Below are 14,216 nucleotides of genomic sequence, written 5' to 3'. Positions count from 1 at the left end.
CGGTTCTGTGAGGGGCGGACAGAGTAATCTGATTCCGTCTACTCAACTGACAGCCCTTGCAGGGCTGAGGGTTGTGGTATCGCCCTACGGGCGATGAGTATAAAGCCGGCGTTACGTGACTGGGGGCTGTGAAAAAATGATTGAGTCTCTATCAGATAGTTAGACAATCTGGCGGCAGACGCCTAATCGTTATTTTGCAAGGAACAAATTGACACAAACACTTACTCCGCTTCATTGTCATTTCGACCGTAGCCGGTCAGCCGCCAATTGGAAAGCCTCTTATTGTGCAGGCTGGAGGCCAACTTCGGCTGACTTGGAGACTCTATGCAGAGTCTCCACAGAGTGGAGAAATCTCACGCCAAAATGAGACAAGCCACACTGTGACGGGAGATCTCGGGGCTCTGAGTCTCAATAGAGCCAAATACTTTTGTCCTCATATCGACATGCAGCTCCGCTCGAGATGACGATTCGGAGAACAACTTACTGTCATTTTGAGAATTTTTTGAATCTATAGGCGAAGCGCAAAAAAGGGGCTATGAAGTAATAATTTATATTTTTTTCACAGCCCCCGCTACACCGGTCAATCTAAGGAAACGAAGAATCTTGGTAAGAATAGCTGATGACTCTTACTAGTCCACTAGTCCACCAGCTCACCAGCCCACTTACCCATAACCCATAGGCTTTTGACACAACCCCTCTGCATTAGGTATGATAGGGAAAGGGAAATATTATATTCTTTTTAAACGCAGAGGAGGAACTGCTATGAAATCTTTAGTTTTATGGTCATCCCGTACAGGAAATACGAAAGCCGTGGCACAGGCCATTTTTGATGCCCTTCCGGGAGAAAAGGATATAGTAGAAGAGGGGCGGGAAAAGGATACGTCCGGCTATGATGTGATATTCGTGGGCTTCTGGGGCTTCCGCCGGGGCGCTGATATGGCGGCAAGGAGAACCCTTGCTTCCCTTCATAATAAAAAGGTGGCCATCTACGGCACCGCCGGTACCTATCCCGATTCCACCGCAGCCAGGGACTACCTGGCCAATGCCGCCGCTCTCCTTCCGGAGGATTCCACCTGCCTTGGCACCTTCATCTGCCAGGGACGGGTTCACTCCTTCCACATCGGAAAGCGGAGCGAACATGCCCAGAAGGTCCATCCCATGACGCCGGAAAGGCTTGCGCGGCTGGAGGAAGCGGAAAAGCATCCCAATGAGGAAGATTTCAGGAATGCCGCTGCCTGGGCGCTGGATATGGTGAAAAAAGCAGGCTGTTGAGACAATAGCGGCGCTTACCTGTATTCCCGAAGGGGGGTGCAAGTTGGCCGAAGTTGGCCCTTGGTCTGCACATAAAAGGGCCTTTCTTTTAATCGCCCGACCGATTGGCGAGGAAGGCGCCCTGCCGGGCGCCGTTTTATATGCCGCCTATCGGCGGAAGCCTCGCTGCCGCGAAGCGGCCTATATACTTCATCGCTCCGAAGAAGCGATACCACACCCTTTGAACCTTTTTCGGGAAAACAGTTTTCCGTCGATTTGAGTCATTTGATACATTAACCACGAAAGACAGGTGTTAGATGAAAGGACAAATGACACTGGGGATTACCGCCTCCATACTGGCGGCCTTTTTATTTACCGTTATGGACGTGAGCGCCAAAGTACTGGCCCCTCTGGGCATGGGGGAGATTACCTTTATCCGCGGGCTGGCGGGGCTCCTTTTTATTCCCCTCATTGCCCGCCATGAAGGGAAGCCTGTATTTTCCGGAAAAGACAGGCTGCTGCTTCATCTGAGAGGCCTTTTCGGCGGTTTTGGCATCCTTCTTTTCTTCTACAGCCTTCTTGGAATGAAGCTGGGGGATGCGGAAATCCTGGTGCAGCTCTCCGCTTTTTTCATGTGCATTCTGTCTCCCATTTTTCTTAAAACCACGCCCTCCGGGAAGGTGGTACCCTGGCTCATCACCATTGCCGCCGGCGCCGCTGTGGTGCTTCAGGTATGGAACTTTGAAGCTTTTAACAGGTACGCCCTTTTGGGTGTGATTTCTTCCTTCTGCACCGCTTCTGCCTATACCTGTATCGGCAGGCTTACGGAAAAGGGAGGACATTCCGGGGCGGAAATCGTTTTCTATTTCCAGCTTTATTCCATGATAGGCGGTGCCATCCTCATGGTGGGACAGATGGTGCTTCCTTCCGGCACGGACTGGATATGGATTTTCTTCATGTCCTTCTCCGCCCTCTTCGCCCAGGTGGCCCTTACCTGGGGCTGCACCCACATTCCGCCGGTGATTGTCACCTTTGCCATGTACACAGGCATTCTCTTCCACATCCTGGCAGGATGGCTTCTCTGGGGAGAAAGGCTTACCCTTTTTTCCTGGGCAGGAGGCGCAGTCATCGTCTTCGGAAGCGCCATGCTGCTGTGGAAGACGAGAAAGAGTGAGGGGGAGTAGAGACACCGGTGGTGCTTTCTGTATTCCCGAAGGTTGACGCGCCCTCTGGGCGCGAGGGTTGAGCCAGCCGCCGGGCCTGCGGCCCTGGGCTGGCAGGGTTCTATCCGGGACCGGCTGGCGCCTCCCGGATGGGTTCAAAGGGTAGTTATGAAGTACCGCTGCGCTGGCGAGGTACGGCGCCTTACGGCGCCAGTGTAAATACCGCCTGTCGGCGGCATATAAATTGGCGCCCGGCAGGGCGCCCACATCGCCAGCGACACGGTCAGCCGACTAAAAGGTAGGCCCTTTTATGGGCAGGCTATGGGCCAACTTCGGCTGACTTGGAGGTCCTATGCAGGACCTCCACAGTACTATATAACTACCCTGGGCGGAGCCCTCAAACTGTCCGGAAGGCGAAGCCGATTCCGGACAGAACCCTTGGGGCCCAGGGCCAAAGGCCCGACGGCCCCATCAACCCTCGCCCGCGTGAGCGGGCGTCAACCTTCGGGAATACAGGTAAGCGCCGCAGTGCCAATCCGGCGTATCCAGTGTCACCCCATTTTTGTCAAGGAATTCTCATTGACAGGCACCACCGACTTGGATATAATTATTCTGTTATGGTGTGCGAAAAATGGCACTGCCAGCATGTAAGGAGGTGTTACTCATGGCAAAAATGACATTCCAGCCGAACAACCACTGGAGAAAACAGACTCACGGTTTCCGCGCTCGTATGAAAACAAAAGCAGGCCGTATTGTTCTGAAGAGAAGAAGAGCAAAGGGCAGAAAGGTATTAAGTGCCTAATCTAGATGAGAAGGGAAAGGCGGATTTCAGTCTTCCCCGCTCTTCCCGTATACGACAGAACAGGGACTACCGAAGAATTTATCGCCAGGGCAGACGTTTCAGCAACCGGGCGGGTCTTCTTTATCTGGTGAAATCCAGAAGGAGCGAGATCCGCATGGGCTTTGTGGTGACGAAGAAAATCGGTCATGCCTTTGCCCGCAACCGGGCCAAACGACTGATGAAGGAGGTTTACCGCCTCCACCGGCATGAACTGGCTCCCCACTATGAAGCCGTCCTTCTGGCCGGCTCGTTCCTTACGAGCGCAGGCTACAAGGAAGCGGAAAAGGCCATACTGGCATTATGGCGAAAGGCCGGGATTCTGGAGCATTGATATGAAAACTGTACTCATGGCGCTTATCCGCTTTTACAGAATGTTCATTTCTCCACTGAAGCCTCCCTGCTGCCGGTTTACACCTACCTGCAGTGAATACGCCCTGCAGGCGATAGAAAAATACGGTGCCCTGAAAGGCAGCTGGCTCGCAGTCAAACGGATTATCCGCTGCAATCCATTTTGCAAAGGCGGCTATGATCCCTTGCGGTGAAGTGGCTGCTTTTTTTGTACAGCAATGATTTCCCAAGGCAGGATTTCCTGCACTTTTTTGGCAGTATTTTCCATTTCCATAACATGAAGCAGGCGGAAAACCGCCACCCATGAAATCGAGCGGACTTTGAAATGCAGAAGTCCGTGATTCAACGGTTGAAATGAAGACCGTACAAGGAGTAATAATGAGTGATTTTCAGATTCCGCTTCTGAGCAATTTTGTAGGCTTCCTTGCAGACATTATGCGTATCTGCCTGGAGTATGCCTACAAACTGACCGATGACCTGGGATTCCCAAGCTACGGGATTGCCATCATCGTTCTGACCATTATCATCAAGACAGCGCTCCTTCCGCTGGCCGTGAAACAGATCAAATCCATGAAGGCTATGCAGGAAATCCAGCCATTGATGCAGCAGGTGCAGAAGAAGTATAAAAACGACCCGAAGAAACTTCGGGAAGAAATGGGCAAACTTTACAAGGAACACGGGGCCAACCCCATGTCCGGCTGCCTCCCTCTTCTCATCCAGATGCCGTTCCTGGTTTCCATCTACTATGCCCTCCAGGGATTCCCCTATGACCCGGCCCACGAAAGTTTCCTGTGGCTGGAAAGTCTGGCCGTACCGGACAGCACCTACATCCTGCCCATCCTTTCCGCTGCCTCCACCTTCGTGATTTCCTGGCAGACCACACCGAAGGATGCACCGGGAAACCAGAAAACCATGCTTCTGGTCATGCCCCTCATGATCGGCTGGATGTCCCTGAACTTCCCCAGCGGCCTGGTTATCTACTGGATCGTGGTGAACCTGTACCAGCTGGTGCAGCAGACCATCATGTTCCGTGAAGAAATGGTGGACCGCTTCAAAGGCACCGCTCCCAAGAAGGGCGTAGTCACCGTTCACGGCGACGTGCAGCAGGAAAACCTGAAGGAAACGAAGAAGAAAAAGGTGATTCGCAAGAGAGTCATCAAGAAGGTTGTCAAGAAAAAAGCAGACGACACAGAAGCGCACAGCGAAGAAAATAAAGAAGCCTCTGCAGAAAAGGATGCTTCTTCCGAAGCAAAGGAAGAAAAGAAATCCGCCGCTGCAGATACTCCTGCAAAGGAAGACGCTGCCAAAGCAGCACCTTCCGATACAAAAGGGTCCAAGGATTCCGGGGAGGCTGAAGACAAGAAATGAAAACAGTGAGAATCACCGCAAAAACCATTGAGGCAGCTGTAGAAGAAGGTTTAAAGCAGCTGGGCATCAGCCGCGAGGAAGCTGTCGTTCATGTAGTGGAACAGCCCTCCAGCGGACTTTTCGGACTCATCCACAAGAAAATGGCAGTGGTAGATATTTCTGCCCCTGACGAAGAAATTCCGGAAGAACCGGCAGAAGAACCGAAGGCGGAAGAAAAGGCAGAACCCCTCCAGGAAGAAAAAACGGAAGAGAAGGCTGAAGAGAAGCCGGAAGAACCGGCGCCGGCTCCGGAAGAGAAAGCTGAAGAGGCGGCGAAGGAAGAAACAAAGGACGAATTCGTTTTCAAACAGGAAGAACAGGACAAAACCGCTGAAGAAGCGAAGAAATTCCTGGCTTCCGTTTTCAAGGGCATGCACCTGGACGTCACCATGGAATGCATGATGAACGAAGAACGGATTCTCCTGAACCTCCACGGCGAAGGCCTTGGCATCCTCATCGGCAAGCATGGCCAGACACTGGACGCTCTCCAGTACCTTACCAACCTGGCTGCCGGCAAAGCCTTCCACCACCACTACTTCGTCCTTCTTGACGTGGAAAACTACAGGGAACGGCGCAAGGACACCCTGGAAGCCCTGGCAAGAAGACTGGCAGGCAAGGTGAAACGGACCGGCGAAGCGGTAAAACTGGAACCCATGGCTGCCGGCGAACGCCGCATCATCCATCTGGCACTGCAGAATGACGGCGCCGTCACCACCGAAAGTGAAGGCGAAGCACCGCACCGCTATGTAGTCATCAAGAGAAAAGACTGACTCTTGTGGCATCAAAAAACTCCCCTTTTTGGGGAGTTTTTTGATGCGTCACTTACGATGCTTGGTTGTATTCCCGAAGGTTGACACGCCCTTACGGGCGTGAGGGTTGATGGGGCCGCCGGGCTGACGCCCTGGGCCCCAAGGGTTCTGTCCGGGATCGGCTGCGCCTTACAGGCGGGTGGAGGGCTCCCGCCCTCGGGAGTTATAAAGCATCGCTGCGCTGGCGATGTGGGCGCCCTGTCGGGCGCCATGATATACCGCCTGACGGCGGAAAACTGCCGCGAAGCGGCTTACAAAATGGCGCCGTAAGGCGCCGTACCTCGCCAACGCAGTGGTACTATATAACTCCCTGGGCCGAAGGCCCTCAACCCATCCGGGAGGCGTCAGCCGGTCCCGGATAGAACCCTTGGCGCTGAGGGCCAGAGGCCCAATAGCGCCATCAACCCTCGCCCGCGTCAGCGGGCGTCAACCTTCGGGAATACAGCCGCCCGCCGAATCCGGAAGAGTGTCACCCCTTTCCTGTCACTGCATATGATATAATTATAAAGATAAATATAAACCAAAAGGAGAGGAGGAAAACATGGGACCTTCTGATTTGCTGAAGCGGTACTTCGGCTATGATTCCTTCCGGCCCCGGCAGCAGGAAGTGATCGAGGCCATTCTGCAGGGGAAGGACGTCATGGCCATTATGCCTACGGGAGCGGGAAAGTCGATCTGCTTTCAGATTCCGGCCCTTCTTTTTCCCTACGGCACGGTGATTATTTCCCCTCTGATTTCCCTGATGAAGGATCAGGTGGAGTCCCTGACGGAGCAGGGCATTCCGGCTTCCTTTGTGAACAGCACCATTCCCTACGAGGAGTCCATCGAGCGTCTCCGGAATCTGTACCGGGGGAAAATCAAGCTGCTTTACATGGCGCCGGAAAAGCTGGAACCCTCTTATTTCACCCAGTGCCTTGCCCAGGTGCCCCTTTCCATGATCGTCATCGACGAGGCCCACTGCGTATCCCAGTGGGGCCATGATTTCCGCCCCTCCTACCGGAAAATCAAGGATTTCATTGATTCCCTGCCCCGCCGGCCGGTGGTGACAGCCTTTACGGCCACCGCTACCCCTGTGGTGGAGGCGGATATGAAGCAGAGCCTGGGGCTGGAGAAGGCCCAGGTGTTCCGCACTGGCCTTGACCGGCCGAACCTGTCCTTCCGGGTCATCCAGGGGGCGGGGAAGGAGGATTTCATCCTTCGCTATGTGAAGAGCCATAAAAAGGAAAGCGGCATTATTTACTGCGCCACCAGAAAGGCGGTGGACCAGGTGTACAGCCTGCTCCTGCGCCGGGGAATCAGCGCAGGCCGCTACCATGCAGGCATGGAGGATGAAGCCCGGCGGAAGGCCCAGGAGGATTTCTCCTTTGATAACGTAACGGTCATGGTGGCCACCAATGCCTTCGGCATGGGTATCGACAAGAGCAATGTGCGCTATGTCATCCATTACCAGATGCCTAAAAGTCTGGAGTCCTACTACCAGGAAGCAGGCAGGGCAGGCCGGGATGGCGGAAAATCGGAATGCATCCTTCTCTACAGCAGCAGGGATGCAGGCATCCAGCGCTATCTCATCGAACAGGGAAACCAGGATGAAGACCAGCGGAAAATGGATTATCACCGGCTGAATGCCATGGTGGACTATTGCCAGACCACCTCCTGCCTTCGGAATTTCATTTTGGCCTACTTCGGCGAAAAGGTGCAGGAGCCCTGCGGCCACTGCGGCAACTGCGAAAGCGGGAAGGGGAAGGTGGACATTACCGACACCGCCTCCCTGGTGTTCCGCACCATCCGCTCCCTTCACGAGCGCTTCGGCGCTGCCGTCATTGCAGATGTGCTTCACGGAAGCCATTCCCGCATGATTTTGGACAGGAAACTGGAAACCACGCCCACCTTTGGAAAATTGTCCTTCGTGAAGGTCACCCATCTCAAGAGCGCTCTCAATAATTTCCTGGCCGACGGCTATCTGAGGCGGGAAGGGGAGCCCTATGCAGTACTGAAGCTTACGGATAAAGCAAAGAACGTGCTGGCAGGAAAGGAAACGGTCATGGGTCTTGCCTTCGGCGCGGAAGACGCCATGGCAGACGCAGCGGTGGAAAGGAAAATCGACAGGAATCCTCTCCGCCGGGGCGGCCTTTTTGAAAAGCTCCGCACCCTCCGCACCCGCATCGCCCGGGAAGAACAGGTGCCGCCTTTCGTGGTATTTTCCGATGCCACATTGGAAGACATGGCGGCCCTGAAGCCCCAGACATTGGAAGACATGGGAAAGGTGCACGGCGTAGGCGCCTTCAAGCTGGAAAAATACGGCACCCGCTTCCTGGAAGTCCTTCGCGGTGAGGAAGGGGAAGAAGAAAGGGAAGAGGAAACGGACAATGAAGAGGACAGCCTGCTTTTGAATGAACTGAAGGATCTCCGCCGCCGCATGGCAGGAGAGTTCCATAAGGCGCCCAAGTCCATTTTCTCCGATGACATTCTGGAATCCATGGTGCTCCAGCGGCCTTCCACCCTGGAGGAGCTAAAGCGCATCCGGGGTATCGGCTCCAAAAAAGCGGCGGCCTACGGCGTGCCCTTCCTGAAGATTTTGGGAAGGGGCTTTCCTGCCGAAGCGCCTGTTTCCGGTGATATTCTCCAGGGGGCCTACTTCCTTTTCCTGAAAAAGGCAAGGGACCGGCTGGCGGACAAAGCAGGCCTTCCGGCGGAAGACTTCTTCTCCGAAGAAAGCCTCCGCCGCCTCTCCGGCGGCGACAGCCATGTCCTTTCCTCCCTTCCCCCGGCAGAGGCAACGGAATTCCGGAAAGCCGTGGAGAACTATAAGAAAATCAAGGGGAGATAATGCGGCAGGCAGCTGTATTCCCGAAGGGGGACGCACCTTTGGCGCCGCAGGGCTGGCGAGGTGGGCGCCAAAGGCGGCATATATGCTCATCGCTCCGAAGGAGCGATACCACAACCCTCAGCGGCCCAAGGCCGCTGTCAAACCTGAGAACCCTCCGGCCATTTGGCCGGTCAATCTTAAGAACCTTTTTAGCCCAAAGGGAGGCAGCCCTCTGAACCTGGGCCACGCAGTGGCCCCATGGGCGATACCATAACCCTCAGGCCAAAGGCCTATCAAACTTTAGAACCTTAAGAACCTTCGGGGCGCAGCCCCGTCAACCTTCTGCACTTTATAACGCACTGCATTTTTTCTCAAATGAAACTAACCAAAGGAGGACCTATGAGCCTTGCAGATAAAGAATACCTTGGCATTGTAAAGAATATACTGGAAAAGGGAAAGCTGGGGCAGAACCGTACCGGCATGCCGGCCTACAAGCTGCCCCACCAGATCATGCAGTTTGACCTGGAAAAGGAATTTCCCATCCTCACCACGAAATTTGTTGCCTTTAAGACGGCGGTGAAGGAAATACTCTGGATTTGGCAGAAGCAGTCCAACGATGTCCGTCTTCTACAGAAATGGAACTGCCACATCTGGGACGAGTGGATGCGGGAAGACGGCACCATCGGCAAGGCCTACGGCTACCAGCTGGCCAAGTACCACCAGGTAGATACCCTTCTGGAAACGCTGAAGAAGGATCCCCAGAGCCGCCGCATGGTGGTGGATCTCTGGAATGCGGGGGATCTGCCGGACATGGCTCTTTATCCCTGCGCCTTCCTCACCATGTGGGATGTGTCCGATGACGGCAGGCTGAACTGCATGCTGGTGCAGCGAAGCGGCGACATGGGGCTGGGCGTGCCCTTCAACATGGCCCAGTACGCCGCCCTCATCCATATGATTGCCCAGGTGAGCGGCCTTCGTCCCGGCCTCTTCACCCATGTCATCAATAATGCCCACATTTATGAAAACCATGCGGCAGCCCTGGAAAAACAGCTCTCGCGTCTCCCTGACGCCTATGAAGCGCCGAAGCTGGTGCTGAACCCGGACGTCCGCAATTTCTACGATTTCCAGCCGGAAGACATTGTGCTTGAAAATTACAAACATCATGATAAGATTGCCATGGAGGTGTCCGTATGAGCCTTTCCATCATTGTGGCCCGGGCGTCCAACGGGGTCATTGGAAATGAAAACCGCCTCATCTGGCATCTGTCCGACGATTTGAAAAGGTTCAAGGCCCTTACCATGGGCCATCCCATCATCATGGGACGGAAAACCTTTGAAAGCCTGCCGAAGGTGCTGCCCGGAAGAACTCACTATGTGCTCACAGGAAACAGGCAGTACAAAGCGCCGGAGGGGGTGCTCCTTTTCCACACGGTGGAAGACCTGCTGGCCGCTCTGCCGGAGGGGGAGAACTTTGTCATCGGCGGCGAGCACATGTACAGGGAAATGCTGCCCCATGCAGACACCCTCTACATTACGGAAGTCATGAAAGACTATGAGGGAGACGCCTTCTTCCCGCCCTTTGATGAAAAGGAATGGCAGCTCACGGAAAAAACGGCGGGAGAAGGGGACATTCCTCATGACTTCTGTACCTACAAAAGAAAGTAAGGAAGGGATACTATGAAAATTGCAGTACGCTATTACAGCCGCGGCGGCGCCACGGAAAAGGTGGCAAAGGCCATTGCCCGGGAAGCGGGAGAACGGGCGGAAACCACGGACAGGGGACTGGATAAAAAGGTGGATCTCCTTTTTATCGGAAGCGGCATTTACAAAGGCCACATTGACAGCCATGTGAAAGATTTCGTGGAAAGCCTGGATGCGTCCAAGGTGGGAAAGGCCGTCTTCTTCAGTACCGCCATGCTGGGCGGCGGGAAGAGCGATGAGGAAATAGGAAAGCTCCTTTCGGAAAAGGGGATTCCCATGGACACCCGAACCTTCCACTGCCATGGCAAGTTCCTCTTCTTCCACAGAGGCCATCCGGATAAAAAGGATTTGCTGGACGCGGAAATCTTTGCACGGAAAATCATCAGGAAATAAAAATGAAGCCGCGCTTTGGGGCGCTGCTTTTTTGATGCCCTGCCAAGGGCTGGAATCGGGATGACAGGAGACGCTTTTGACGGTCATATAATGGTATCTGATGAAATCTTCGGTAATTTCAAGGATATTTGGAGGAATTTATATTTCAAGGAAGCCGAAAAGACAATTTCAAATATCGAATTTATTAGATTAAATGATTCAAATTTGAAAGTTAATAAGAATTATAATTAATAAAATCCTAATTCGAGAATGCATGCTTAAATATTTAAATATGGGATACCATATAAAAAATATTTTGTATTATTGACTAATAAGGCATGGCAGGCTTATGATAGGGCCGTAGTAACGAGAACAGTTATCAGTAATATAGAAAGGGGAAGAAAATATGATGCCTCTTATTTTTGCAAAGGAAGGGGACACTGTCACCATTCGGCGCATTGCCGGACGGGACGATGTGCGCCAGCACCTGGCGGAACTGGGTTTTGTGGTGGATTCGCCGGTGCTTATTGTGAGTCATATGGCCGGAAACCTCATCGTCCAGGCGAAGGGGAGCCGGGTGGCCCTGGATCAATCCATGGCCCGGAAGATATTTTATTGAGAGAAGGATATCTGAGATGAAAACATTGAAGGAAGTGCCCGTAGGAGGGCAGGTTACAGTGAAGCGGATTCATGGAGAAGGCCCCCTTCGCCGCCGCATTATGGATATGGGAATTACCAAAGGCACCGAAGTGTACGTGCGCAAGGTGGCTCCTTTGGGAGATCCGGTGGAGCTCACCGTCCGGGGTTATGAACTGTCTATCCGCAAAAATGAAGCGGAAGCCATTGAAGTGGAGTAAGGGGGAAATCGTACATGTCAATCAGAATTGCCCTGGCGGGCAACCCGAACTGTGGGAAAACGACTTTGTTTAACGAACTCACCGGCAGCTCCCAGTACGTAGGAAACTGGCCCGGCGTGACGGTGGAAAAGAAGGACGGCCTTCTTAAAAAGCATAAGGATGTCATTATCCAGGATCTCCCCGGCATTTATTCCCTTTCCCCCTACACCATGGAAGAAAAGGTGGCTCGGAATTACCTGGTGAATGAACAGCCCGACGTGATTTTAAATATCATCGACGGCACAAATCTGGAGAGAAATCTCTATCTGTCCACCCAGCTCATCGAAATCGGTCTTCCTGTGGTGATGGCAGTGAACATGATGGACCTGGTGAAAAAGAGGGGAGACACCATCGACGTCAGGAAAATGGGAGAAGCCCTGGGCTGCGAAGTGGTTGAAATTTCCGCCCTCCAGGGAAAGGGCTGCATGGAAGCAGCTGAAAGGGCAGTGGAAGCGGCCAGAGCCAAAAAGCGCGTCCGCCTCCCCTCCGTCTTCACCGGCAGCGTGGAACATGCCATTGCCCATATTGAAGAAACCATTGCGCCGAAGGTGGAGGACCGGTTCCTCCGCTGGTACGCTATCAAGGTCTTTGAACGGGACGAAGACGCCACAGCGGCCCTGCAGCTTGACCCGAAAACCGTGAGCCATCTGGAAGGCCACATCAAAGACTGCGAAGAGGAAATGGACGACGACTCCGAATCCATCATCATCAACCAGCGCTACGCCTACATTGCAAAGATTATCAGCTCCGTGCTGAAGAGGAAGACCGCCGCCCACACCATGACCGTTTCCGACAAAATCGACCGGGTGGTGACGAACCGTATCCTGGCGCTGCCCATTTTCTTCCTCATCATGACGGCGGTTTATTTTATTTCCTGCTCCCTCATCGGCGGACCGGTGACGGACTGGGTGAATGATGATTTCTTCGGCGGCATCGTTTCCGATGCTGCATCGGATATGCTGGCGGCCATTGAAGCGCCGGACTGGCTGGAAAGCCTGGTGGTGGACGGCATCATCGGCGGCGTCGGTACGGTGCTTGGTTTCGTGCCCCAGATTTTAAGCATTTTCTTCTTCCTCTCCCTTCTTGAGGATTCGGGATACATGGCCCGGGTGGCATTCATCATGGACCGTATTTTCAGGAAATTCGGCCTTTCCGGCAAATCCTTCATCCCCATCCTGGTGGGCAGCGGCTGCGGCGTGCCGGCAGTCATGGCGGCCAGAACCATTGAGGACCAGCGGGACCGCCGCATGACCATTATGCTCTGCACCTTCATCCCCTGCTCCGCCAAGGCGGTCATCATTGCCATGATTACCTCCACCTTCTTCCCGGATTCCGTCCTCATGGCGCCGTCCATGTACTTCCTGGGCATTGCGGTCATCGTCCTTTCCGGCATTGCGCTGAAAAAGACTTCCGCCTTTGCCGGAGAACCGGCTCCCTTCGTTATGGAACTTCCGGCGTACCACATGCCATCCATGAAGGGCGTGCTCATCCACATGTGGGAAAGGGCGAAAGGCTTCATTATCAAGGCCGGCACCATTATCTTTGCGGTCTGCGTCATCATCTGGTTCGTCTCCTCCTTCAACATCACCATGGACATGGTGGATGATATGGAAGAATCCATGCTGGCAGGATTCGGCCACATGATTTCCTGGATTTTCGCACCCCTGGGCCTGGGTGACTGGAAAGGCGCCGTGGCCGTCATTACAGCAGAAATGGCGAAAGAAAGCGCCATCGGCACCCTGGCCGTATTAAATGGCGCAGCCAAGGAAGCGGAAGATGAAGTGGTCATGGCCGGAATTTCCGGTATGTTCACCCCCATTGCTGCCTTCTCCTACATGATCCTGAACCTCTTCGACCCGCCCTGCATCGTGGCCATGGCCACCATTGCCAGGGAAATGGGAGACAGGAAATGGGCAGCCCTGGCCATCGGCTTCCAGGTCATCCTGGGCTACTCCCTGGCCTTCATCGCCTACAACCTGGGCGGCTGGCTCTTCTACGGCTTTGATTTCGGTATCTATCAGATCCTCTCCATTGCCCTTAGTCTCACAGGTCTCTACTTCATCCTCAGACCGGCACCAAAGGTTAAGGAAGAAACAGTAGAAGGTGCCGGAGCCAAAGCGTGAGCGGCATTCTAAAAGAGACTGATGACGCAGCGTTGGATAAAAATACATATGAAATTCGATTCTGCGAATGGATCAGTGTTTCCCAAAATAGGCGGCGTCAGCCGCCACCACAACCCTCAGCCCCGGAGGGGCTGTTAAACCTAAGAACCCTCGGCCCGAAGGGGCCGTCAATCTTAAGAACTCTCACGCCCCAAGGCGTGTCATCAGAAAGGAAGGATATCCATGAGCATCGGCACCTATGCCCTGCTGGCCATCATTGCCATTCTCTTCGTCCTTGCCTGCCGTCATATTTTCCGTGTCACCCTGGGCGGCGGCAGCTGCTGCGGCGGGGGCGGAGAATGTCTTGCCTGCCGGGAGCGGAAGATGAAGCTCCACGGCGGCTTGAAAAAGAAATAAAAAAAGGGGCTGTGAAAAAATGTAAATCATTTCTTCACAGCACCTTTTGTATATCAGCTGCCGCAGGCAGCTGACCCCTTCCGGCTCGCTGCGCTCGCCACCCA

General features: G+C 53.9%; 14 protein-coding genes and 1 pseudogene. All 15 read left to right on the top strand.

The window, feature by feature from the left end:
- Positions 1–762 precede the first annotated feature (762 nt).
- Complete coding sequence (locus tag Q0482_RS03070) at positions 763–1,272, top strand: flavodoxin family protein (RefSeq protein ID WP_299143228.1); 510 nt, start codon at positions 763–765, stop codon at positions 1,270–1,272.
- 296 nt (positions 1,273–1,568) lie between these two features.
- The gene (locus tag Q0482_RS03065) at positions 1,569–2,435 is read left to right on the top strand and encodes a DMT family transporter (RefSeq protein WP_299143225.1); all 867 of its coding nucleotides are present in this window, start codon (positions 1,569–1,571) and stop codon (positions 2,433–2,435) included.
- A gap of 643 nt (positions 2,436–3,078) precedes the next feature.
- Complete coding sequence (gene rpmH, locus Q0482_RS03060; RefSeq protein WP_008860520.1) at positions 3,079–3,216, top strand: 50S ribosomal protein L34; 138 nt, start codon at positions 3,079–3,081, stop codon at positions 3,214–3,216.
- Entirely contained in the window at positions 3,209–3,586 is a 378-nt protein-coding gene (gene rnpA, locus Q0482_RS03055; protein WP_299143222.1) for a ribonuclease P protein component, read from the top strand. The genes rpmH and rnpA overlap by 8 nt, the downstream gene beginning before the upstream one ends.
- 1 nt (position 3,587) lies before the next feature.
- A complete protein-coding gene (gene yidD / locus Q0482_RS03050; RefSeq protein WP_291055788.1) occupies positions 3,588–3,797 on the top strand; it encodes a membrane protein insertion efficiency factor YidD in 210 nt (69 codons plus the stop codon).
- Between the two features lie 184 nt (positions 3,798–3,981).
- Positions 3,982–4,635 (top strand): annotated as a pseudogene (locus Q0482_RS03045) (YidC/Oxa1 family membrane protein insertase); the annotation flags it as partial.
- Between the two features lie 332 nt (positions 4,636–4,967).
- On the top strand, positions 4,968–5,780 hold the full coding sequence (jag, locus tag Q0482_RS03040; protein ID WP_299143216.1) for an RNA-binding cell elongation regulator Jag/EloR: 813 nt from the start codon (positions 4,968–4,970) through the stop codon (positions 5,778–5,780).
- A gap of 580 nt (positions 5,781–6,360) precedes the next feature.
- The gene (recQ, locus tag Q0482_RS03035; protein ID WP_299143213.1) at positions 6,361–8,646 is read left to right on the top strand and encodes a DNA helicase RecQ; all 2,286 of its coding nucleotides are present in this window, start codon (positions 6,361–6,363) and stop codon (positions 8,644–8,646) included.
- Positions 8,647–9,024: 378 nt separating this feature from the next.
- Complete coding sequence (locus tag Q0482_RS03030; RefSeq protein ID WP_299143212.1) at positions 9,025–9,819, top strand: thymidylate synthase; 795 nt, start codon at positions 9,025–9,027, stop codon at positions 9,817–9,819.
- Positions 9,816–10,289, top strand: coding sequence for a dihydrofolate reductase (locus Q0482_RS03025; protein ID WP_291055800.1), 474 nt, complete (start codon positions 9,816–9,818; stop codon positions 10,287–10,289). The genes Q0482_RS03030 and Q0482_RS03025 overlap by 4 nt, the downstream gene beginning before the upstream one ends.
- A gap of 12 nt (positions 10,290–10,301) precedes the next feature.
- On the top strand, positions 10,302–10,718 hold the full coding sequence (locus Q0482_RS03020; RefSeq protein WP_298025829.1) for a flavodoxin domain-containing protein: 417 nt from the start codon (positions 10,302–10,304) through the stop codon (positions 10,716–10,718).
- A 385-nt stretch (positions 10,719–11,103) separates the two neighbouring features.
- A complete protein-coding gene (locus tag Q0482_RS03015) occupies positions 11,104–11,316 on the top strand; it encodes a FeoA family protein (protein ID WP_299143209.1) in 213 nt (70 codons plus the stop codon).
- Positions 11,317–11,332: 16 nt separating this feature from the next.
- The gene (locus Q0482_RS03010) at positions 11,333–11,554 is read left to right on the top strand and encodes a FeoA family protein (RefSeq protein ID WP_291055810.1); all 222 of its coding nucleotides are present in this window, start codon (positions 11,333–11,335) and stop codon (positions 11,552–11,554) included.
- 14 nt (positions 11,555–11,568) lie between these two features.
- Positions 11,569–13,716, top strand: a complete 2,148-nt coding sequence (feoB, locus tag Q0482_RS03005) for a ferrous iron transport protein B (RefSeq protein ID WP_299143206.1) — start codon at positions 11,569–11,571, stop codon at positions 13,714–13,716.
- Between the two features lie 222 nt (positions 13,717–13,938).
- Positions 13,939–14,112 (top strand): hypothetical protein, encoded by a 174-nt coding sequence (locus tag Q0482_RS03000; protein ID WP_299143205.1) that lies wholly within the window; start codon positions 13,939–13,941, stop codon positions 14,110–14,112.
- The last annotated feature ends 104 nt before the right edge of the window (positions 14,113–14,216 follow it).

This window comes from uncultured Dialister sp. (genome assembly GCF_937959425.1).
Taxonomy (GTDB): Bacteria; Bacillota; Negativicutes; order Veillonellales; family Dialisteraceae; genus Dialister.
The sequence above is the reverse complement of the archived record's forward strand: the minus strand, read 5'-3'. Positions and strand labels throughout refer to the sequence as shown.